Below are 22,769 nucleotides of genomic sequence, written 5' to 3'. Positions count from 1 at the left end.
GCCCGTCCCATTCTCCGCTTAGAATGAACACCATGACTTACAAACTAGTTCTGCTCCGGCACGGCCAGAGCGCATGGAATAAAACAAACCAGTTCACTGGCTGGGTGGACGTTCCGCTCACCGAGCAGGGTGTGGAGGAAGCCAAGCGAGGCGGCGATCTGCTCAAAGAGAAGAACGTACTGCCCGACATCGTCTTCACCTCGCTGCTGCGCCGCGCCATCAACACGGCGAACTACGCGCTGGATGAGGCGGATCGCCTCTGGATTCCGGTGAAGCGCAGCTGGAGGCTCAACGAGCGTCACTATGGTGCTTTGCAAGGCAAGGACAAGACGCAGGTGCGCGAAGAGTATGGTGACGACCAGTTCATGGTTTGGCGCCGTTCCTACGGCACCCCGCCGCCGGACATCAACCCCGACGACGAATTCGCACAGAACCACGACCCGCGTTACGCCGGCGACCCGGTGCCTGAATCCGAGGCGCTCGCCAACGTGGTGACTCGCGTGACCCCGTACTGGGAGTCTGAGATTGTCCCCGAACTCAAGAGCGGCAAGACCGTCATGATTGCCGCGCACGGCAACTCGTTGCGTGCCATCGTCAAGATGCTGGACGGGCTGAGTGAGGAAGAGATCGCCAAGGTCAACATTCCCACCGCCATCCCGCTGCTGTACGAGCTGGATGAGGATATGAAGCCGATCAAGCCTCGCGGCGAGTACCTTGACCCCGAAGCCGCTGCTGCCGGTGCCGCAGCCGTTGCCGCGCAAGGGCAGAAGTAAATAAGACACTACACTGGCACAAAGCGCCAAGGGTATAGGAAACGTCCCGTGTTCAACGAGTCTATATGGCTCAGGGAACACGGGACGTTTCTGTTGCGGGTGGCGGCGATAGCTATGAGCCAATGGTACAAGGCAACGTACGCTGCCCTGTACCGCCGAATAGGGTGCTCAGCTTTACTGATCGCGGCTGCTCACGGCTGTCAGTCGTCCTCGCCCTTCGGCTCCTTGCTGGGATCGAACCCGGAGACGATGTATACCACCCGGCGTGCGGCAGAGACCGCATGGTCTCCCAAACGTTCCATGAATCTGGCGAGCAGCACTTCGTCGATGATCTGCTGACGTGTGGCCTGCCAGGTTTCGTCAAGAGCCAAATCGAAGGTTTCCTGATGCAACTGGTCAAGCGTGTTGTCGTCGGCGATGACACGGTCGGCGATGTCGGTGTCACGCTCGGCAAGCATGCCGGTCAACCGATCCGCGGTCATGTCGAGGAATGCTCTCATGGAGCTGAAAATTTGCTGCGTGCGTTCGTCTCTCGGCAGCGGTGAAGCCGGTGCTGTGCGCAGCGACGTCTGTGCAATATGCTGTGCCAGATCGCCCATACGCTCGAATGTTGCTGCAAGACGCAGTGCCGATACCACGATGCGCAGATCGGTGGCCACAGGGCTTTGCTGAGCCAGCAAACGTACGCACTGGTCGATGAGCTGCGCCTCAAGGGCGTTGATGGCGTCGTCGCCTTCCACCACGGTTTGCGCCGCTGCCATGTCTCCGTCAATCAGCGCCTTTCCGGCTCCGTGGATCGCTTGTGCCACAAGCTCGGACATGGTCTCCAAGGCATCGGCCACGCTCTGTAGTTCCTGATGGTAGATTACGCGCATTATTCCCCCAAACGGCGATAGTCCCAACGGTCGAAATATTCCCAAATCAGCAGTACCACGCCGATGGCCGTGCCTGCCACGCATACGACCACGTTGTACTCTACGTTGAACCCGCAGGCGAGCAATACCAGCGAAATCACCAAGGCGAGCACCCAGAGGGCCGTGACAGTAAGGAAAATCTTCCGTAAATCGACGCGCACGGGTTTCGGCGCGGGGCGGCACACGTCAGGGTTGACGATCGGAGCGAACTTCATGCCTTATACTCTAACCTTCGGGGGTACCTATCCATTACCCTATACAGGTGAAGCGGTGAAGGGAAGGCGGATCGTGTACTCAATCAAGCCAGTGGAGAAACGGTATGCATGGGGGTCGCGCACCCGCTTGCAACGTTTGTTTGGCTTGGATGACGCTGCCTCGCTCGCCAATGAGGCACCGGGTTCGGATGTTGACGAATCCCTTAATGATTCGTCGTCCTCTCCTGATCTGTCCAGTGGTGAACCGTTGGCGGAGATGTGGTTCAGCGGGCATGCGCAGTGGCCGTCGTTGCTGCAGGTGTCTTCGTCGCAGAACATCGCGCCAATACCGTTGACGCAGGCTATACGCTCCCAGCCGCAAGCCATGTTGGGAGCTCGCTGCTCAGCCCAGTTCGGACCGGTGCTGCCGTATTTGCTTAAAGTGATTTCGGCTCGCATTCCGTTGTCTTTGCAAGTGCATCCGGTTGATTTTGAGGCGCGTGCCGGCTTCAATGCCCAGAACGCGGCGGGCGTCCCATTGAATGCACCGGAGCGTTCGTTCCGGGATGCGGTGGCTAAAAACGAGATGGTGGTGGCGCTGGAACCGTTTGAGGCGTCGGTGGGGTTTGCCTCTCACGCATTCATGGTAGCGAACCTGGAATTGGTGGACCATCCGGTGGCGCGGCGCATGGTGCAACTTTTGGGGCGAACGGACTGTGACGCCGGGCAGGCGGATCGGATGATGCCTGCAGGAGCGGTGGTATGGCCGCCTTCGCGCAAACGGGTGTTTCGTGCGTTTCATGCGGCGGTGACCGCAGGGCCTGTCGACGGTCTGGTGCCGGCGCTTGAACATGCGCGAACCCGGATGACCGAGACGAAGGGCGCTCGCGCGTTTGCGTATGCGCTTGAGGCGGCGCACGCGTTTGAGGGCGATGCGAGTGTGCTGGCGCTGCTCATGATGAATCCCGTGCAGCTGGCGGAAGGTGAATCGGTGTTCATTCCCGCCGGCACGGTGCACGCGTATATTCACGGCACCGCAGCAGAGATCATGACGAATTCCGACAATGTGCTGCGAGCTGGGATGACGGTGAAACCGCGGGACATCGGCAATCTGTTGCACAGTCTTAACTGCCGTTCCGCACCGCCGATTGATCCCAGTGCCGGCGGATTGCGCACCATACTAGGGGACAGAGTCGTATACCGACCCCGCATCAGCGAATTCATGCTCACCTACGGCAGATTCGGAGAGTCGAAACGTCAATGGTTGGAACGACTGACGGAACGATACGGCAAAATGATGGCCGGGGCTGGGCGTCTGCAACGTCATTATGGGCCGCGCATTGTGCTGTGCACCGAAGGTGAGGTAAGCGTGGCTACGGCGGTGGACGCTCGCGTGCTCACACAAGGGCAAGCGGTGTTTGTCCCGGCCGCGGAAGGTTGGCTGGACATCGGCAAAGTGAACGGCGAATATGCGCAACCTGCGGAGGGTGCGTTCATCTGTGCGTCAACGCAGGTGTGAGCGCTGGCGAAATCCGGTCTTCAAGTTATGCTGATAGAAATATTTCGATTTGCTGGAGACCGCTATGAGCCATGCTTTGCATAAAGCGCCGAAGAGCGCTTCGCGGGCTGGTGTGTTTGGTGTGCTCGGAGCGTTTGCGTCGCACGGTGGGGAGACTGCTCCGAGAGGTGCGCATGTTCGTTCGACAGCAGATGAGGGATCGGCTTCTGTCTCCCGGTCGCCCCTGCGCTTTAATGAAGCGCTTTTTGGCTCGGCTTCTCAGCCGGTTGTTTCACCGTCGGTGCGCCATGCTTCCCGCGGTTCGGCGGCGCTTTCGTTGGATCCCGATGTGTTGCGTGCCATCAACTCCACGGTTCCCAAGACGCGCAAGGCGTTGCGGCAGGAGCGCAAGTCCCGCGCGCGCCACACACAGATTGCGGTGTCGCTGTCATGCGCGGCATTGGTGGGCACGATTGTCTCCGTTACCGCAATGTCCGATAGGCCCGACACGGCTTTGGCTTCCAGCCGGGGAACTAGTGCGGCAGAACATGTAGTCAAGACCGCGGTGCCGCTCTCGCAGACTGCAGGCCGCGATCCGGTGGCATCTGATGCAGGGGCCAAAGGTGAGGAAACGACCGGGACGAACCCTTCCTCCACGCCGGGCGAAGGCCAGAGCGGGAAGAACAAGGTTCGCACGGAGCAGACGTCGAACGATGGTGCTTGGAATCTTGGGCAAAGTGGTTTGGACGTACGCCAGTTGTCCAAACTCACGGCGAAGAATCCTGCCGTGGCAGCATTGCTGGACGGCGATCAGGATGTGCTGCCTTCGGGTTTTCAGCCCGATCATGCGTCTGGAGACACCGGTAACAGCTACGAGTTCAGCCAATGCACGTGGTGGGTATATCAGCGGCGTCATGAACTGGGGCTGCCGGTCGGATCGAACATGGGCAACGGTGAAGCGTGGGCTGCTTCGGCGCAGCGGCTGGGGTACTGGGTGGACCACACTGCTCGGCATGTGGGTGACATCATGGTGTTCGCTGCTGGGCAGGACGGCAGCGACCCGATATGTGGCCATGTGGCCGTCATTGAGAAGATTAACCCCGACGGTTCGGTGGAAACTTCCGAAAGTGGCGCTCCCATGAACGGAAAGACATTCTCGCGCACGTTTACCGCAGCTCAGGTTTCCGCTCACGCCGTGATTCACTACTGACAGGCACAATGCGTGGTACGCTGCGCTGAGACCTTATAAATTCACGCCGCATGTTAGGGTGTGATTATGTCAAGAACTTCGAAGTCACTCACCTCGCTCTTCACAGCGGCTTTGGCGAGCGTCTCCCTGTTGGCGTTGGCGCCGGGGGCCGTCGCGGCCGCACCTGCACCAGTCGAACAGGCTGTAACGGCTTCGAGATCATTCCGTAAAATGAGTTCTGTGCAGCTGAACTTGCTGCAGGAATCCACTTCTTCCGACGTTGATGCGGAGTCGAATTGGGGCGGGGTCGAGTCCCTCGACGTCCCGCAGACTCAGTCGCAGGCGCAAAAAGATGAAGCAGCTCGCAAGGCTGCCGCTGATGAGGCGGCAAAACAGGCTGCGCAGAACGCTGCCGGGTCTGCAAATGCTGGTCGTTCCCGCTCTAGTTCGCAGCCAGGCTCAGCGCCTGTGCCGAATTTCACGGTGACTCCTCCTAACGGAAAGACTGCGTCTTCGGTGCTGTCGTTCGCCGGCCAGTTTGTAGGCAAATCGCCGTATGTCAGTGGCGGTACGTCGCCCCAGGGCTGGGATTGCTCCGGGTTCGTGCAGTATGTGTTCGCTCAGTTCGGTATCGGTTTACCGCGCACGTCCGGTGAGCAGGCCAAGGTTGGTCGACCGGTGGCTGACCTGTCGCAGGCCATGCCGGGAGACATCATTGCCAATGGTCAGCATGTGGCTATTTATGTCGGCAACGGCATGGTGGTGAACGCCATGAATGAACGTGCCGGAACTACGTATGCGCTGGTAAGCCAGGCAATGAGCGGATCCTACTCCATCCGCCGCGTACTGTAGTACGGTCTGGGTTCAACTGCGTACCATATCAAGTTGTAGCCGACGGCTGGCTGTTGTTTGTGCGCCTACGGCTGTCAGCATCGGCCTGCATCGCTGCGCACGTCAAAATCGACTAGTACCATGTCACCTCGCGCATATATGAAACGCGTATGACGTGCTGGTCTGCGCTATTTGCCAAAACGCGGTATCCTTGTATTGAAGGGGCGGCTCAGCCGCACCATAGTTCCAAGGAGGGTAGTTATGGTAAACGACAAGTCTATTTTGGTTGGAGTTGACGGCTCAAAGGCGAGCTACAAGGCCACGTGGTGGGCGGCGAATTACGCCAAGCATGCTGGACTTAAGCTTCAGATCGTGTGTGCATATTCTCTGCCAAGCTACGCTGCGGTTTCATTCGATGCCACCTATAGTTCGGTTGGTGATGACAATGCCGCTCACGCCGACGCTCAAGACATCCTTTCCAAGGCCAAGGCTGTTGCCGCCGGTCAGGGTGTCGATGCGGAAACGTTGATTGTCACCGGAGATCCATCGGCGGTATTCGTTGAGCTGTCGCGCAATTACAACCTCATCGTGATTGGTAACCGTGGCAAGGGGGGCCTTGCCGAGCGTCTGTTGGGCACCACGAGTTCCTCGCTGCCGGCATATGCTTACTGCCCCATTGTGGTGGTGCCGTATACCGATGATGACGGTAACACCATGCATCTGAACAATACGATTACCAAAGTGGCTGTGGGCATTGACGAGAGCCAGTGGGGACAGAAAGCGCTGCAGATAGCCGGCGACCTTGCTGCGGAACGTGGTGCCAGCCTTGATGTAATCGATGCTGTTCCCGGCCTGCAGGGTGTGGTGGACGAAGAGGGTGTCAAAGAATCCTACATGGAGGATTTGGAAGGCATGATCGCTTCGCTGCGTCAGGCTCATCCCGACCTTGAGATCAACAAGGCCATCGTTCCTGAGAGTGCGGTGAGCGCATTGACCAAGGCTAGCGCCGATCATGATGTGGTGGTCGTCGGTTCTCGCGGTCGTGGCGGGTTCACCGGTCTGCTGGTCGGCTCGACCAGTCAGGGGCTGATTCAGCATTCCGAGGGGCCGGTTTATGTGGTTCCGCGTAAGTTCGTCGAGGCAGAGCAGTCGCGTGCGAACAGTGCGCCGGACAGTGTGGACGGTGTCGAGAAGGTGACGGTGGAGACAGCCGATAGCGAGCAGGCCGAGGCTCTCGCATCGTCTATCGATCCGAAGCACTGACTCGCCAGAAGCACTGACTGGCTAGAAGTACTGACTCTTGGCTCGCACCTGTGCGGCTTGGAGCGGTGTTCATATACAAAGTGGTGCCTGCTTCCCTCAAGGGAACAGGCACCACTTTTGTTTTCCGTTGTGGCGCTGGCGCTGCTATTGTGGCATCAGCGTTCTGCATCAACCATCAATCGGTAGGTCGCTGCCGGTTCAGTGGCGTACCGTCACGTCCATGCGTACGGGGGTTTCCTTCTCATACGTGTGCTTGACGGTGCAGGACTTGTCGATATGCCGTTTCACGCGCTCCTGGAGTTTGTCGGCATCTTCGTCGCTCATATCCGTGCCGGAAGCGTCGACTACCACCTGCTCATTGAAGCTGATGTAGGAGTCATCGGTGCCGTCATACGTGCCGTCAACGATGATCTTGGCGCCGGCTCCTTCTCCCAGAGTCCGTTCGACGGGCATTTGGCTGGAAAGCGCGGCGCATGCTGCCAACGCTATCTTGGAGAGGTCTCCAGGGCTGAACTGACCTTTGCCGTGGCCGAACTTCAAGTGTGCGCCGTCGTCGCTGAACGCGTCCCAGGAACCGTCCTTGTTGCGTTCCACCCATAACCTTTTACCCATGAGAGCCTCCTTGATGTATGCGGTCGTTGGAAACGACTGATGTACCCAATGTATCGCCGAGCGGAAACATGTGCAGGTTGTCTCTCAATATTCTGTGATGTATGCTGTTTGCACTTTGCTTCCGGCTTACCGTACACCGACTTTTAGGGCGCTCTGCGTACGGTTTTGCCTTGCCGCACCAAGTTGTCGGGCATGTTCGCAAACCTTGGGCTGGCGCGTTGCCAGCTCAATACCGATTGTTAGAATGGCCTCATGTTGACATCTGAACAGCTTGCAGACATTCGCACACGCATTCCCGCACGTCCCAAGACAGACATTCCTACGCCGTATGAGGATCTGGTGCGCAAAATCCTGACCGAGGGCACATTGAAGACCGACCGTACCGGTACGGGCACAATCTCGCTCTTCGGGCAGCAGATGCGTTTCGATCTCGCTGATTCGTTCCCGCTGCTCACCACCAAAACCGTGTTCTTCAAAGGTTTGGCATACGAGCTGCTCTGGTTCCTCAAAGGGTCGAGCAATGTGCGCTGGCTGCAAGAGAACAACGTCCACATCTGGGATGAGTGGGCTGACGAGAACGGTGACTTGGGGCCGGTGTACGGAGTGCAGTGGCGTAGCTGGCCGGCACCTACGGCCGAGGATCCGAACCGTACCATCGATCAGATCACCAATGTGATGAATCTCATCAAGACCAGTCCGGACTCACGACGCATGGTGGTCACCGCCTGGAATCCGGCAGAGGTCGATCAGATGGCGTTGCCTCCATGCCATGCGCTCTTCCAGTTCTATGTGGCCGATGGCAAGCTGTCCTGCCAGCTGTACCAGCGTTCGTGCGACATGTTCCTCGGGGTGCCGTTCAACATCGCCTCCTATTCGCTGCTCACGCTCATGATGGCGCAGCAGACCGGCCTGGAGCCGGGGGAGTTCGTCTGGACGGGCGGTGACTGCCACGTATACGACAATCACATCGATCAGGTACTGGAGCAGTTGGGCAGGGAGCCGTACCCGTACCCGAAGATCAAGATTGCCAAGGCTGATTCGCTGTTCGATTACCAGTTCAGCGACTTTGAGATAGTCGACTACCGCCATCATCCCACCATCAAAGCCCCCGTTGCGGTCTGAGTGGTTGAGTAGGCTTGTGCCGCAAGTTTGATTTCAAGGAGTGACGAAATGGAGCATGACAGTAGTCGCAGCGGCTATCACGAACCCGAGCCCGGATTTGCCGGGCTTGAGAGTGACGAGGACTGGGGAGACGATGTCGTCAAAACGTTCTCGGTGAACCTGATCTGGGCCTGCGCCCAAGACAAGGACGGGCGCGATGGTGCGATGGGGTTCAAAGGCGGCATCCCGTGGCATTTGGCTGAGGATATGCGCAGGTTCAAAGAACTGACAGTATCCCACCCGGTTATTATGGGGCGCAAGACATGGGACTCGTTGAATGAGAAGTTCCGTCCGTTGCCCAACCGTGACAACATTGTGGTCTCGCGTGATCCGCATTATCGTGCTGAGGGAGCCACGGTGGCTCCTGATATCGAAGCGGCGCTTGATTTGGCTCGACAAGAGGCCATTCCCGATGACGGACTGGACCGCAGCGAGATTTGGGTCATAGGCGGTGCGCAGATTTTCAAAGCCGTCGAGCCGTTCGCCAACAAGGCGTATGTCACGTATATCCAGGGCTGTGTAGATGCCGATACGTATGCGCCCGACATTGAGTCGAGGGTGAGCGAAGGTTCGTGGCATGTGGAGCGCAGCACGGATTGGGCAGCACCTGCCAACCCGGAAGGTACGGTGTGTTCGTACCGGTTTGTGGATTACGCGAAGAATTAATATCATGGGGTCGGCGGTGAGCCGGCCTCATTGGTATTGGAGCAATGCGGGTCGGCTGTTATAGCCGGCACTGCTTGAGCCGAGGGTTCCGGCACGGTGAAAGGACGACGGATGAGTGAACAGGTTCCGTACATAGTGATGACAGTGTGCACCGGCAATATTTGCCGTTCGCCTATGGCAGAAATTATTTTGCGTGCACGGTTTGCCGAGCGCGGACTGGACTCGCTGGTCGCTGTGGAGTCGAGCGGCGTGAGTGATGAGGAGTATGGTCATCCTATCGATCGTCGCGCGCTCAAGGTGCTGCGGGAGCGTGGCTATGAGATTCCGGCCAGTCACTTTGCCCATCGCATTACCAGGGATGAGATTGAGCGCACGGATTTGTTCCTGCCGATGACGGCCTCGCATATGAGCTCATTATTGCGCCAGTTGCCTCAGTCTAAGCGTGGGCAGGTGCATCTGTACCGCAGCTTCGACCCGAACCTGCCGACGCCCAAGCCGGGGCGGGAAAGTGACATCGACTTGGTGGATCCTTGGTATGGTGGTCCGGAAGATTTTGATATTGCCATCAATCAGATTGACGAAGTCGCTCCGTACATCGTTGACTGGGTAGAGGAGCAACTGAAGCAGTAACAGCTTATGGACGCGGCATCAAAACTCAGAAATTGGCGTCGCGTCACATAAGGCAAGAAGAACGTAAAAGGAAATACACTGCACAAGAAGAGAAGAATGGTGGCTCCGAGCGGCGTCGATCCGCTGACCTAACGATTTTCAGTCGTTCGCTCTACCAACTGAGCTACAGAGCCATGGAAAACAAAACCCGGAAGACCGGGCATTGAAATCCTAGCGACTCCGGCCGGACTTGAACCGGTGACCTCCGCCGTGACAGGGCGGCGCTCTAACCAACTGAGCTACGGAGCCGTGTTGCGCTTTCGCAAGCAACGATGATTAAGCTTACCCGAAACTCTGACATCCGCAAGTGCCCGCGTGTCGCGATGTGTCGGCTGTACGCCAAGACTCGATACACTGGCTGCTATGGAAGAACTTCAGCAGCATCAAAGCGCCGATATACAGCAGCAGGAAACTGGCGGTTCCGGCATAGGCGAAGGTCAGGAGTCTCAGGAACGCACGCCTCGCAAAACGGTGAGGTCGTTTGTGCGGCGCTCGAGCCATATCGACGAGCGGCTCAAGCGGGCTCGCGAACGGTATGCGGAAGACTTGCTGCTCAATGTGGGTGACGAGCAGGAATCAGGTTCACTCGGCGTGCGCCCCGGCGTGACATTGAGCCGCAAGTTGGTGAGGGATACTTGGGGCAATGATCACCCGCTCGTAGTGGAGATCGGATCGGGACAGGGGGAGAACGTGGTTGCGGCAGCACAGGGCAACCCCGATATGAATTTCCTGGCTTTGGAGGTGTATGACCAAGGGGTGGCGCACACCATGCTGATGGCGGGCAAGCTGGGACTGCGTAACCTGCGCATCTGCCAGGTGGACGCCTCTGATCTCATGGCAGTGGCTGAGCCGGGGGTGGCGTCTCAGGTGTGGACGTTCTTCCCGGACCCGTGGCCCAAGATGCGCCATCACAAGCGCCGGATTGTGCAGCCGGCTTTGGCGGAACATGTACACCGTGCTTTGGTTGATGGCGGTTCGTGGCGCTTGGCCACAGATATTGAGGATTATGCTTTGCATGTGCACGAAGTGATGGATGGCAGGAGCGATTTTCGAAATGCCGGAGAGCTTCAGGTTTCCTTGCCGGTGGAGCACGTCGGCAAGGGGACGGTGGACGAGGCGATGCATCTTGAGCATGCCCTGTTTACTGAGTCTGAACGGTTCAAAGGCAGAATGGTAACGAACTTTGAGCGTAAGGGGATTGCAGCGGGCCGTGTAATTCATGATTTTGAATATGTGGCGCAGTGAGATGAGTGTTGCATGAATTGCTCGATGCTATATAAAATGCGGTGTTTGTCGGTGTGTCGCGCAATTCGCAACACACCGTTTGCCGTTGGTCTGTGCCGTATTTTAGACTGATTGAGTTGTTGGCCCCCTTCGTCTAACGGTTAGGACACCAGACTTTCAATCTGACAACGAGAGTTCGACTCTCTCAGGGGGTACCGCGCGGGCTGTTCTCAAGTTCGCATATCTCCTTTTCTTTTTCACGTTTATATCGGCTCTGCTGTGTTCGGAATTTGTTCCTCGCGTTCCCTATAATGAGCAGTGGTGATACTGCAAATCGCCGAACGCTGATGGCGTCGATCCCCTTGTGCGGACTTTCCGCAAGGCTGGTGTCCGCTTTCAGCCACAGGACTTTGAAGGTGCCTCGAACGCCGATTGGCGTGGTCGTGAGTGAGACGCGGCGTGAGACCGAGGCCGAAGAAAAGCGTTGCATTGCAGAGTGACGCGAGGAGCATTGTGCCCGTTACCAAACAGGACGGCGCGGATCAAAACGCCGTGGAACAGAACGATATTGCCAAGCCTGCCGCTGCCAAGCGTCAGACATTCTCCCTCTTCCAGGAACCGGTGATTCCGGATCTTGACGATTTTGAGGTGCAACGCGAGGGGCGCCGCGGGAGGAACGAGGACGAGCAGCGTCCTTCACGCCGCCGCAGGCTCAATGCCGAAGAGCGTCGTGCCGCCGACGAGGTCGAACAGATCGAAGAGGATCTCGAGGACGAACGCATAGACTATCGCCCCATCAGCATTGACTACGATGACGATGTTGCCGATTTCATCGACATTGATGACCGTGATGATGCGCCGCGCACACAGCAGCCGTCAAAACGTACGTCGCGCTCTCGTTCCGGCCGTTCCAATCGCTCTGAGCGCGACAGTCGCAACGCGCGCAGCGATGTGCGAGAGGAACCTTCTCGTCATGGACGGCGCGATGAGCGTGACGAACGAGATGACCGTGACGAGCGCGAAGAAGATCGTGACGGACGCTCCGGTCGGCGCAGTCGCGCCGCGGAACGCGGGGGGCGTGTGGACCGCTCCAACCGCAGAGACCGCAATGGTTCTCGCACTCGCAGGAATTCGCGTAACCGAGATTTCGATGACGATCGAGAAGACTTCTTCGACCCGGATGCAATCGATGCCGTCGAAGACCTCGATATTGACATCGACAGCGACAACGATGCGCGCGGCAAGCGTGGTCACGGGCACAGCCGCATTGTGCGTATCGACGACGATAGCGATTTTGACGATCCGTTCAGCGATGATGACGAGTTCATCGACATCAACGAGCGAACAGAGGGCACAGGACGTGACTCGTCGAACCGTAGGCGTGCTGCGGATCGTGAGCCGAAGCGTGGCCGTGGTGCTCAATCCACCCGTTTGAGCCGTCGTGGCGAAGATGAGCGTGACGAGGAACCGGCAGGTGAAACTCGCCGTCGTGTGCGCAAGCATGCCGAGCGTTCAGAGGATGTAGACAGATTCTCCCGAGAAGAGAAGCCTGAGCGCGATGATCGCGACAACGGAGATGATGAGCAAGATGATCGCTCGTCAAGTCGTTCCCGGGTACGTTCACGTTCCCAGCGAGACCGTGATCGCGAGAGCGAAGAAGACGATCAGCCGCTGACACGCCGTCGTCGGCGCCGCCGCACCGATCGTGATGAGAGAGACGAGCGCGAGCCTCGAACTCGTGAAGGCGTACAGGGCTCTTTCACGCGTTCGCGCAAGCAACAATACATCGACGAAATCACCGACATCGAAGGTTCCACCAGACTCGCGGCCAAGAAGCAGCGTCGCAAGGACAACCGCCGTGAGCGTAACCGGCAGAGTCAGATCATGGAACAGGACTTCTTGGCACGCCGCGAGAACGTGGAACGTCTCATGGTGGTGCGTGAGAAGGGGCAGCACACCCAGATTTCCGTTATCGAAGACAACGTGTTGGTGGAACATTACGTCTCCGATATCCAAGAGGTTTCCACGGTAGGCAACATCTACCTTGGCCGTGTGCAGAATGTGCTTCCCAGCATGGAGGCGGCATTCGTCGACATCGGCCAGGCGCGCAACGGTGTGCTGTATGCCGGTGAAGTGAACTGGGATTCCACACGTTTGGAGGGGCAGCCGCGCCGCATCGAACTGGCATTCAAGTCCGGAGATCCGGTGCTGGTGCAGGTCACCAAGGATCCGATCGGGCACAAAGGCCCGCGTTTGACGTCGCAGATTACTTTGGCTGGCCGTTTCCTGGTGCTGGTACCGTCAGGCGGCATGACGGGTGTGAGCCGCAAGCTGCCTGAGAAGGAGCGCACTAGGCTGAAGTCCATTGTCTCTCGCATCGGGCCGAAGGGCATGGGCGTGATTATTCGCACCGCCGCCGAGGGGGCCAGCGAAGAGGCGTTGGAACACGATTTGCAGACGCTGGAACGCCAGTGGGAGCAGATTGAGCAGAGGCGTGAGGAGTTCCGCCACGGCAAGCGGGCCAAGCTGCTGCAGGGTGAACCCGATGTCGCCATCCGCGTGGTGCGTGACATTTTCAACGACGATTTCTCCAAGATGATCGTGGAGGGAGACGAGGTCTATTCTCGCATCGAGGAATACCTCAATACCATGGCTCCGGACCTGGAGAACAGGCTGGAACGTTGGGATCCTGAGGAACACGAAGGCAAAGACGTGTTCGACAAGTGGCAGATCGACTCGCAGCTGCGCAAAGGCATGGAGCGTCAGGTCTACCTGCCTTCCGGCGGCTCGATCGTGATCGACCGCACCGAAGCCATGACCACCATCGACGTGAACACCGGCCGGTTCATCGGCAAGGGCAAGTCGCTTGAGGAGACGGTGACGCGTTGCAATCTGGAGGCCAGCGAGGAGATCGCACGCCAACTGCGCCTGCGCGACATCGGCGGCATGATCATGATCGATTACGTCGATATGGTGATGCCGGCCAACCGTGACTTGGTACTGCGCCGTCTTATGGAGTGCCTGGCTCGCGACCACACCAAGCATCAGGTGGCTGAGGTCACCTCGCTCGGCTTGGTGCAGATGACACGTAAGCGTGTGGGGCAGGGGCTGGTCGAGGCGTTCTCCGAGGAATGCCCCACGTGCAAGGGCCGCGGGTTCATCCTGCACGATGAGCCTACAGTCTCCGCGGATTACGCTGATCCTTACGCACTCAAGGGCGGAGATCCGTTCGTCAAGACCAACAAGCACGGTCACGGCGCCCCCGAGGTACAGGCTCCTCAAGGGTCGAGTGCTTCGGTGAAGGCCAAGCTAGCTCAGATCGCCGCCGCGGCCGTCGCTGCGGGGGACGATGAAAGCGAGAGCGACGATGTTGCGGTTGGTGCTTCTGCATCGGGTTTTGAGGAGTCGGAAGAAGACTGAGTGAAACGCGCCCCGGTACTGGTGAAAGTTAGTACCGGGGACGGTGTACACTTATGAGCTAGTGTCTGGCCGCGAGGCTCAGTCGTGCCGGGCAATATGCTTTTACGAATAGCAAGGAATGGGATATGTACGCGATTGTGAAGGCCGGCGGCCATCAGGAGAAGGTCGAGGTCGGTGACACCATCTTGGTCAACCGTCTCAAGGCAAAGAAGGGCGAGACTGTGGAGTTCCCGGTCGCGCTCGTGGTTGATGGCGCCAAGGTGACCTTGGCTGCCAAGGATTTGGCGAAGATGTCCGTCAAGGCCGAAGTGGTCAACGATGAGGCCAAGGGCCCGAAGATCAACATCCAGAAGTTCAAGAACAAGACCGGCGTTGCTCGTCGCAAGGGTCACCGCCAGCCGCTGTCCATTCTGAAGATCACGGCCATCGCCTGATTTCAGCGCAGTTTCAAACTTAGGTCGCGCACAGCGGCCGATGAACGTATAGAGAACCGAAAGGAAATACCATGGCACACAAGAAGGGTGCGTCCGCGTCTCGTAACGGTCGCGATTCAGGGCCTCAATACCTCGGCGTAAAGAAGTTCGGCGGCGAGTCCGTCGTGGCCGGCAACATCATCGTCCGTCAGCGTGGCACCAAGTTCCACGCAGGCCGCAACGTCGGCGTTGGCAAGGATCACACCTTGTTCGCTCTGTCCGACGGCAACGTGAAGTTCGGCGTGCGTCGCGACCGCAAGGTGGTTGACGTCGTTACCGCTGAGTAGGCGTTAGCGAAAGTTTAAGCTCAGGCCGCATCTCTCCAAGCAGGGGGTGCGGCCTTTTGCATGCCTTAGACACGTTGTACCGGTGCGGGAGCTTAAGTGCAGTAGACTGCGCGCGCTTGTCTATCGTGATGTCGTGTCGGTCTGCCACTGCGTTTCTGTCGGCCACTGCCGTGCTTGCGTGCCTGCGTGACCTCAACGATGAGGCGGTGCCGATAACATCTGCAATGATTTGCGGGTTGGCGATGTGAAGGTGTATGGCTGTCTGCTGTAACAGTGTGACGTTGTTGTTACGACGTCACACTGACAACACGCAAGGTACCGCCGCTCTGCGAGGCCGTTCGGTATAGGTTCAACGGCGGCGGTGGCGTCCGTGCCCATTTCGGTGGTTCACTGGACGATGATGCATCGTGGGTGTCCGCACAGCATGGACCGGTGCCGCCCCCAGCTGCATATGTCTGATCCGGCGCATCAGCATAGCCAAGACGAGAGCGCAGAAGAGGATGAACAGGGCGAGACCTGCGTAGAAATACTTCCCGCCGGTGGCTGGCAATGTGGTGGTTACCGGGAAATAGCTGAGCTTGCCGAGGTTTGAGGTTTTCTTAGCGCCATTAGCCTCTGTCCATTGCAGCGTCATGTTGACCGTGCCCGGCGCATGGGCCGGCGTGTTGACGGTCCAGTTGCCGTCCTGTGTCCTGCTGAACGCGGTGCCGGACTTGTCTCCAAAGGTGAGGAGAGCGGGCTGGGGTGCGGGCAGTGACATGGTGACGGGCGTTCCCGTGCCGGAGGTGCTCCCGGTGCCGAGCTGGCCGTCGCCGTTGGCTCCCCAGGTGTAGGTGTTGCCGTCAGATCCGATGGCGGCACTGTGATATTGTCCTGCGCTGAGTTGAGTGAAGGTGACGCCTGCCGGAGCCTTGACCAGTGCCGGTGCCGCCGCGTTGCCGGTACTGGTGCCGAGCTGCCCGTTGCCGTTGTTGCCCCATGCCCAGGCATTGCCGTTAGAGGCGAGTGCGAGCGTGTGGTAGTTCCCGGCCGCCACATGCGTGAACTTGATGCCTGCCGGAAGGTTCACGGTGCTGACGGCCACGGGTGTGTGGCGGTCGGTGGAGGTGGCGTCCCCAAGCTGGTAGTAGGCGTTGTGGCCCCAGGCATAGACGCGGCCGTTGGTGCCGATGGCGTCGGAGAAGTAATATCCGGCGCTGACTTGGGAGAATGTGATCCCTGCAGGCATCTGCACCTTGGTGGGCGCGTTGCGCTGGACGGTGTCTGCGGTGCCGAGCTCGCCCTTGTTGTTGTTTCCCCAAGCCCAAGCATTGCCTGCTGAGTCAAGGGCCAGGCAGTGGGTGCTTCCGGCGCTCAAATGGACAAAAGTCGCACCATCGGCAAGGCCGGAGGCGTCTACTCTGTCGGGTGTGTCGTGGCTGTCGGCATCGCTGGTGCCGATGCCGAGCTGTCCGCTGCCGTTGTTGCCCCAAGCGTAGGTGTTGCCGTCGGAGCCTATGGCGATGGCGAAGTCTGACCCTGCACTGACCGAGGTGAACATGACGCCGTTGGGCGTGCATACTTGGGTCGGCGTGTTGTGGTTGGCGGTGTCTGCGGTGCCGAGTTGGCCGTGGTTGTTGTTGCCCCAGGCGTAGGTGTTGCCGTCGGAGCCTATGGCGATGGCGAAGTCTGACCCTGCACTGACGGAGGTGAACGTTACTCCCGAAGGCGCCTGAACTCTGGCGGGCGTGGTGTGTTTGGCCTTGTCGCTGGTGCCATTGCCCAGCTGGCCTTGGGCATTGTTGCCCCATGCCCAGGTGTTGCCGTCGGACCCGAGTGCCAGTGAGAATCCTGCTCCTGCGCTGATGTGGGAGAACCTGACGCCGCTTGGTGAGGCGAGGGTTATCGGGGTGTCTCCGGTATCGGGGACACGTGCCGGAACGGTTCCGGTGACAGCCCAGTCGTGGCTCCAGTGGGCTTGCAGCGTTGTGTCGGCGCTCAGCGGTGCTGAGAAGTCGAATGGTGTGTTCGATCCGGTTTGGTACCAGCCGTCAAAGTGCTGGCCGGCTTTGGCAGGGGAGATAAAAGCGGTGGCTGCTGACGCGCCGTCTTGTATGGTGTGGCACCACAGGCCTGCTTTGCCGGAGCATGGCACGATTCCGGAGGGTAGGGCTGTAGGCATGGTCCCGCCCTTGGGATCGTAGGTGAGTTTGTGTGTGAGTTCATAGGTGAAGCTGAACGTGGCCGGTGGTTGGGCTGCGCCGCCGAGCTCCCATTCAACGTTCATCGGCACGGTGCCGGCTGTATGGGCCGGTGTGGTGAGAGTCCATGTGGTGTCGCTGGTGTTTGGCGTGGAGACGGAACCTGTGGCTCCTCCAAAGGTGACGCGCGTGGGGCGGGGTGTGGGCGTTGCTGCGGTGACGGGTGCGGAGCGGTTGGTGGTGGTGCCGTCGGCGAGTTGGCTGAATTGGTTGTCTCCCCAATCCCAGGTGTTGCCGTCTGATCCGATGGCGGCACTGTGGTATTGTCCCGAACTGATTTGCGTGAATTTGACGCCGTTGCTGTAGACCTGCACGGGCGTGGATCTGCTGGTGGTGGTGCCGTCGCCGAGCTGCCCGTAGGCGTTCCAGCCCCAGGCGTAGGTGTTGCCGTCGCTGCCGAGAGCCAGGGACTGCCACTGGCCTGCGCTGACGGCGGTGAAGCTGATTCCTGCTTGTATGTCTGTCAGCTTGGTGGGAGTGCTGCGATCGATGGTGTCTGCGGTGCCGAGCTGGTCGAAGTTGTTGGCACCCCATACCCAAGTGGTGCCGTCGGATCTGGTGGCAAGGGAGAAGCAGTTTCCTGCGCTGACGGAAGTGAAGGGGTCGCCGTCTGATGACGTGACGGGAATCGCCGTAGTGATACCTGTTGTGTCACCGTCGCCGATTTCGCCACGGCTGCCGTCACCCCAGGCGTAGATGTTGCCGTCGCTGCCGATTGCCAGACTGTGGCTGGTTCCTGCGCTGATGGAGGTGAAGGTGACATCTTCGAGCTGGAAGAAGCCGATGATTTTCGAAGGTCGGGAATTTACGGTAACTCCTGTGTCGCCGTTGCTGAGTTGGCCATGGGTGTTATCGCCCCATGCCCAGATGTTGCCGTCTGCGCTGAGGGCGAGGGCGAAGTCGGAGCCTGCGCTGACGGTGGTGAAGGTGATGCCGTTGGGCGTTTGGACGTGAGTCGGTGCGTTGCGGTTGGTGGTGGTGTTGTCTCCGAGTTGGCCGTGGGCGTTGTCTCCCCAGGCATAGATGTTGCCGTCGGAGCTGAGGGCGAGGGCGAAGTCGGAGCCTGCGCTGACGGAGGTGAACGTGACGCCGTTTGGCGTGTGTACTTGGGTTGGTGTGTTGTGCTGGGCGGTGTCGCCTGTGCCGAGTTGGCCGTACGCGTTGTTGCCCCATGCCCAGATGTTGCCGTCTGAGCTGAGAGCTAGTGAGAATCCTGCTCCTGCGCTGATGTGGGAGAACTTGATGGCGGGTGGTGCAGTGAGCGTTATTCGTGTACCGCCGGTATCAGATCCGTGCGTGGGGTTTGGTTTGGCGGTGATCCAGTCGGGGCTCCAGTGGGCTTCGATGGTGGTGTTGGTGGTGAGTGGCTGGGAGAAGTCGAATGGGGCGTGCGATCCGGATGTGTACCAGCCGTCGAAGTGTTGGCCGCTTTTGGTGGGCAGTATGAAAGCGGTGGCTGCGCTGGTTCCTTTTTTCACTGCGTGACACAGTTGGCTAGTGTTGCCGGAGCATGGTGTGATTCCGTTGGGTAGTGAGGCGGGCGTGGTTCCGCCTTGGAGATCGTAAATAAGCATGTGATGGTCGTGGTAATAGGTGTAGTCGAGACTGATTGGTGTCTGGCTTACGTTCCGTAAGCTCCATGCGATGTTCACTGTCGCTGTTCCTGCCTGGTGCGGAGGCGTGGTGACGTACCAGGTCGTGTCGGTATTGCGGCTCAATGATGTGCCGGGAATCCCGTCAAAGCTGACACTGGTGAGCTGGGGTACTTCGAGCATTGGGAGGCTGTAGGGGAGGTCGCTGTTCGTGGTGTTTCCATTGCCAAGCTGATCTTGCTCATTGTTCCCCCAAGTACTGGCGTATCCGTAGGCGTCGAGATTAAGGCAATGGGAGCCTTTCAGGCTTATTTGTGTGTTTGAGTTACCAAGGTTGCGTACCGCGGTGGGGACGTAGCGGCTGGTGGTGTCTCCGGTGCCGAGTTCCCCGCTTTCGTTGTCTCCCCATGCGTAGACTTGTTTGTCAGTGCCGAGAGCCAGAGATGTGAAACTTCCTGCATTAATGTCGGCAAAACCCACACCCGCCGGCATTTGCGAGGTGTTGATGCGGGTGGGTGTGTAATGGTCGTTTCTATCTCCGGTGCCAATCTGTCCGAATCCGTTCATGCCTCCCCACCCGTAGGCGTTGCCGTAGGTATCGATGGCAAGCGAGTGGGTGAATCCTGCACTGATGTGTGTGAATCTGACGCCGATGTCAGCCACTGGAGTGGGTGTGTAGTGGTCGGTGGTGTCTCCGGTGCCGAGTTGTCCGTAGGTGTTCGAGCCCCAGGCATAGATGGTGCCGTCTGTGCTGAGGGCTAGCGAGTCGCCGGAGCAACTGGCGCTGATTGCGGTGAAGGTGGTTCCTGCGGGAAGTGCCTCGGTATTGATGCGTGTGGGTGTGTAGTGGTCGGTGGTGTCTCCGGTGCCGAGTTGTCCGTAGTTGTTCCAGCCCCAGGCGTAGATGTTGCCGTCGGTTCCGAGGGCTAGTGAGAATCCGTTCCCTGCGCTGATTTGCGTGTAGTGCATACCACCGGTTTGCACTTGAACGATTTTGTGCGGATCGCTGTTTCCTACTCCAAGTTGCCCGGTGTTGTTGGCTCCCCAGGCGTAGGTGTTGCCGTCGGTGCTGATTGCCAGAGAATGGCTTCCTCCTCCGCTGATTTGACTGAATTTGATGCCTGCAGGGAGAGAAGAGGTATCCAGTTTGGTGGGTGTGATGTTTGTGGCATCGGAATAGGGGTCTGCCTGATGTTTGCCGTTGTATCCCCAGGCATAGATGTTACCGTCTGATCCGATGGCAAGAGAATGCACGAATCCTGCGCTGATATGTGCGAATGTGACCTCTGGGACTGTGATATTCGCACTTGTACCGCCGGTATCCGGGCCATGGTCGGGGGAGATGGAGAACCCTTGTGAACTTGCTGAGCGGGTGAGATTGCTGTGTGCGGAAGTGTGTGCTGCAGCGGTTGTTTCGGTCTGCGCCTCGGCCCTGGCTGGCCGGGGAAGTGCTACGAGCAGTACCGTGCAGGCTATCGCCAATGCGGTTGCGGTAATCGTGGCGGTGATACGTTGGCGGTGGGTAGTACCCTCCACTGTATGCGTCCCGGGCGTTCTGCCGCCGGCGTTGTTGTAGTGGATGCTCATGCGCGGTCTCCTCATGGCGCCGTGCGCTACAGGCGTGGTGCCGGATGATCCAAGATGCTAAACTTATTAAACAATATTAGGTTAGATGTCTAGGCGTTAAGGGGAGTTATGTGCAAGTACTCCGTGTTGTGCGTCTCATTTCTGTAGAAAGGGTATGTGACGGAATGTGAGGCGACTTCCGCGATTTCCCTGCGATGATGCGGCTATTGCGTATTGCAGGCGGGCGCCTTGCGTTGTGTGAACTGTGAATGATGCGACAATAGATGCTGATACGACGATAGATGTTTGCGGCCGGTAATATAGGAAGCCACTCGCCGGCAGAGTGCGAACCATGCACGCGTCTTATGCTTGCGGTGACACCGATTCGTGCTACGCCGTATAATGACGAGCATTACGGATGACTGGGTGCGTTTGCATAGACGAAGAGCGTTATTTCGCGGCGAGTGCCCATAGGACTACTTCGAGGGGATTATTGTCGTGGATTTTGTAGATAGGGTCACCGTCCATGTCAAGGGCGGCGATGGCGGCAACGGTTCCGCCGGTATCAAGCGTGAGAAATACAAGCCGCTTGCCGGCCCCAACGGCGGCAACGGCGGTGACGGCGGTTCGGTGATCTTCGAGGCCAGCGCCAACGCCAACAGCCTGCTGGACTACCGTTTCGTGCCTCATCGCACGGCAGACAGTGGCACCATGGGCTTGGGCGACACCAAGGACGGTTCAAAGGGCAAGGACGTCGTGTTGCCGGTTCCGCCGGGGACGGTGATTTTCGAAGCCAAAGGCCAGGTGGGCGAGAGCAAACACCCCGGGCGTCAGCTGGCCGATCTGCGCCATGAGGGCGACCGGTTCGTAGCTGCCCATGGTGGTATGGGCGGTTTGGGCAATGCCGCGTTGGCGAGCAAGACGCGCCGCGCACCCGGCTTCGCTTTGCTCGGCGAGCCCGGTCAGGAACGAGACGTGATTCTGGAACTCAAATCCATTGCCGACGTGGCGCTGGTGGGCTTCCCCTCGGCCGGCAAGTCGAGCCTGGTGGCTGCCATGAGTTCCGCCAAGCCGAAAATCGCCGACTATCCGTTCACCACTTTGGTGCCGAACCTCGGCGTGGTGAACCGTGACGAATACCGTTACACCATCGCCGACGTGCCCGGTCTGATTCCCGGTGCCTCAACCGGCAAGGGCTTGGGGTTGGAGTTCCTGCGCCACATCGAGCGCACCGAGGTCATCGCCCATGTCATCGACTGCGCCACGCTGGAGGCCGGCCGCGACCCGATGTCGGACTATCTGGCATTGGAGAAGGAGCTGTCGCTCTACGCGTCTCAGCTCAAGCTGCCGTTGGGTGTCATTCCCATCGCCGAGCGCCCGCGCATCGTCATTCTCAACAAGACCGATGTGCCTGAGGCCAAAGAGCTCGCACAGTTCGTCAAACCGGAGTTCGAGAAGCTCGGCCTGCCGGTGTTCATCATCTCCACGGTCAGCCATGAAGGCATGGATGAGTTGGGCTGGGCACTGGGCAAAATGGTGACCGAACTGCGCGAACGCTTGGCGCAAGAGCAGCAGGAGGACGATGAGCGTGTGCTGATCAAGCCGCTCGAAGAGCCTCGGCGCCGTCGCAGAAGGGACGATGAGCGTGGAGGTTCGGGAGACTTCCACGTGGAACGCGAGACGAACCGTGCCGGTGATGTATGGTTCCGCGTCACCGGGCGCAAGCCGGAACGCTGGGTGCGTCAGACCAACTTCGACAACGATGAGGCAGTCGGCTACTTGGCTGACCGCTTGGCCGGTCTGGGTGTGGAAGACGCGCTGCGTCACGCCGGTGCCCGTCCCGGGGACGAGGTTCGTATCGGAGAAGGTGACGACTACATGGCCTTCGACTGGGATCCGACCATCGCTGCAGGCGCGGAAATGCTGGACGGCACGCAGCTGGGTGCCCGCGGCAAGGACCTTCGCCTTGAAGACGGTGAAGACAGTCGTGCCCACCGGCGTACGAACACCGAACGCCGCCGTGAATATCACGAGATGATGGACGCCAAGACCGCGGTACGTTTGGCCATGCATCAGGAACGTGCCGCAGGGCATTGGGCAGACCCGCGCATAGACGACGATCGCCACGACGAGCAGGCCATTCTCGGCGGGCACGAAGCGGACCGCGACGAGTAACAGTAAAGCGTAAAGAAGGAAC

General features: G+C 59.0%; 17 protein-coding genes and 3 tRNA genes. 14 read left to right on the top strand and 6 right to left on the bottom strand.

What is annotated here, in order from left to right; all coding sequences use genetic code 11:
* Positions 1-32: 32 nt before the first annotated feature.
* Positions 33-773 (top strand): phosphoglyceromutase, encoded by a 741-nt coding sequence (locus ACSYSO_RS06640; protein WP_489760324.1) that lies wholly within the window; start codon positions 33-35, stop codon positions 771-773.
* Between the two features lie 200 nt (positions 774-973).
* On the opposite strand, the gene phoU is transcribed toward ACSYSO_RS06640, so the two are convergent.
* Complete coding sequence (phoU, locus tag ACSYSO_RS06635) at positions 974-1,648, bottom strand: phosphate signaling complex protein PhoU (protein ID WP_489760323.1); 675 nt, start codon at positions 1,646-1,648, stop codon at positions 974-976.
* On the bottom strand, positions 1,648-1,902 hold the full coding sequence (locus ACSYSO_RS06630; RefSeq protein WP_489760322.1) for a DUF2530 domain-containing protein: 255 nt from the start codon (positions 1,900-1,902) through the stop codon (positions 1,648-1,650). Before ACSYSO_RS06630 ends, phoU begins: the two co-directional genes overlap by 1 nt.
* Before the next feature lie 73 nt (positions 1,903-1,975).
* Here ACSYSO_RS06630 and manA point away from each other — a divergent pair, with 73 nt between their 5' ends.
* From manA to ACSYSO_RS06610, 4 genes are all read left to right on the top strand, one after another.
* Positions 1,976-3,400, top strand: coding sequence for a mannose-6-phosphate isomerase, class I (manA, locus tag ACSYSO_RS06625; protein ID WP_489760321.1), 1,425 nt, complete (start codon positions 1,976-1,978; stop codon positions 3,398-3,400).
* 64 nt (positions 3,401-3,464) lie between these two features.
* On the top strand, positions 3,465-4,589 hold the full coding sequence (locus ACSYSO_RS06620; RefSeq protein WP_489760320.1) for a CHAP domain-containing protein: 1,125 nt from the start codon (positions 3,465-3,467) through the stop codon (positions 4,587-4,589).
* Between the two features lie 66 nt (positions 4,590-4,655).
* Positions 4,656-5,420: a C40 family peptidase gene (locus tag ACSYSO_RS06615; protein ID WP_489760319.1), complete on the top strand. Its 765-nt coding sequence runs from the start codon at positions 4,656-4,658 to the stop codon at positions 5,418-5,420.
* Between the two features lie 240 nt (positions 5,421-5,660).
* Complete coding sequence (locus ACSYSO_RS06610) at positions 5,661-6,662, top strand: universal stress protein (protein ID WP_489760318.1); 1,002 nt, start codon at positions 5,661-5,663, stop codon at positions 6,660-6,662.
* Between the two features lie 198 nt (positions 6,663-6,860).
* On the opposite strand, the gene ACSYSO_RS06605 is transcribed toward ACSYSO_RS06610, so the two are convergent.
* Entirely contained in the window at positions 6,861-7,274 is a 414-nt protein-coding gene (locus ACSYSO_RS06605; protein WP_489760317.1) for an OsmC family protein, read from the bottom strand.
* Between the two features lie 252 nt (positions 7,275-7,526).
* On the opposite strand from ACSYSO_RS06605, the gene ACSYSO_RS06600 reads away from it, so the two are divergent.
* The 3 genes from ACSYSO_RS06600 (at position 7,527) to ACSYSO_RS06590 (ending at position 9,731) form a co-directional block, all read left to right on the top strand.
* Positions 7,527-8,396: a thymidylate synthase gene (locus ACSYSO_RS06600; protein ID WP_489760316.1), complete on the top strand. Its 870-nt coding sequence runs from the start codon at positions 7,527-7,529 to the stop codon at positions 8,394-8,396.
* Between the two features lie 48 nt (positions 8,397-8,444).
* Positions 8,445-9,101, top strand: a complete 657-nt coding sequence (locus tag ACSYSO_RS06595; protein WP_489760315.1) for a dihydrofolate reductase — start codon at positions 8,445-8,447, stop codon at positions 9,099-9,101.
* Between the two features lie 111 nt (positions 9,102-9,212).
* A complete protein-coding gene (locus ACSYSO_RS06590) occupies positions 9,213-9,731 on the top strand; it encodes a low molecular weight protein-tyrosine-phosphatase (RefSeq protein WP_489760314.1) in 519 nt (172 codons plus the stop codon).
* A 97-nt stretch (positions 9,732-9,828) separates the two neighbouring features.
* Here the strand turns inward: ACSYSO_RS06590 and ACSYSO_RS06585 are convergent.
* Positions 9,829-9,904, bottom strand: a tRNA-Phe gene (locus tag ACSYSO_RS06585).
* A gap of 41 nt (positions 9,905-9,945) precedes the next feature.
* A tRNA-Asp gene (locus ACSYSO_RS06580) sits at positions 9,946-10,019 on the bottom strand.
* 114 nt (positions 10,020-10,133) lie between these two features.
* On the opposite strand from ACSYSO_RS06580, the gene trmB reads away from it, so the two are divergent.
* From trmB to rpmA, 5 genes are all read left to right on the top strand, one after another.
* Positions 10,134-11,015, top strand: a complete 882-nt coding sequence (trmB, locus tag ACSYSO_RS06575; RefSeq protein WP_489760313.1) for a tRNA (guanosine(46)-N7)-methyltransferase TrmB — start codon at positions 10,134-10,136, stop codon at positions 11,013-11,015.
* Positions 11,016-11,137: 122 nt separating this feature from the next.
* Positions 11,138-11,209: transfer RNA gene (locus ACSYSO_RS06570), tRNA-Glu, on the top strand.
* A 298-nt stretch (positions 11,210-11,507) separates the two neighbouring features.
* On the top strand, positions 11,508-14,414 hold the full coding sequence (locus tag ACSYSO_RS06565) for an Rne/Rng family ribonuclease (protein WP_489760312.1): 2,907 nt from the start codon (positions 11,508-11,510) through the stop codon (positions 14,412-14,414).
* 125 nt (positions 14,415-14,539) lie between these two features.
* Positions 14,540-14,848, top strand: coding sequence for a 50S ribosomal protein L21 (gene rplU, locus ACSYSO_RS06560; protein ID WP_489760311.1), 309 nt, complete (start codon positions 14,540-14,542; stop codon positions 14,846-14,848).
* A 71-nt stretch (positions 14,849-14,919) separates the two neighbouring features.
* On the top strand, positions 14,920-15,174 hold the full coding sequence (gene rpmA, locus ACSYSO_RS06555) for a 50S ribosomal protein L27 (RefSeq protein WP_489760310.1): 255 nt from the start codon (positions 14,920-14,922) through the stop codon (positions 15,172-15,174).
* 349 nt (positions 15,175-15,523) lie between these two features.
* Here the strand turns inward: rpmA and ACSYSO_RS06550 are convergent, their stop codons facing one another.
* The gene (locus ACSYSO_RS06550; RefSeq protein WP_489760309.1) at positions 15,524-20,593 is read right to left on the bottom strand and encodes an RCC1 domain-containing protein; all 5,070 of its coding nucleotides are present in this window, start codon (positions 20,591-20,593) and stop codon (positions 15,524-15,526) included.
* Between the two features lie 477 nt (positions 20,594-21,070).
* On the opposite strand from ACSYSO_RS06550, the gene obgE reads away from it, so the two are divergent.
* Entirely contained in the window at positions 21,071-22,747 is a 1,677-nt protein-coding gene (gene obgE, locus ACSYSO_RS06545; protein WP_489760308.1) for a GTPase ObgE, read from the top strand.
* The last annotated feature ends 22 nt before the right edge of the window (positions 22,748-22,769 follow it).

This window comes from Bifidobacterium sp. ESL1130 (assembly GCF_058507935.1).
The sequence above is the reverse complement of the archived record's forward strand: the minus strand, read 5'-3'. Positions and strand labels throughout refer to the sequence as shown.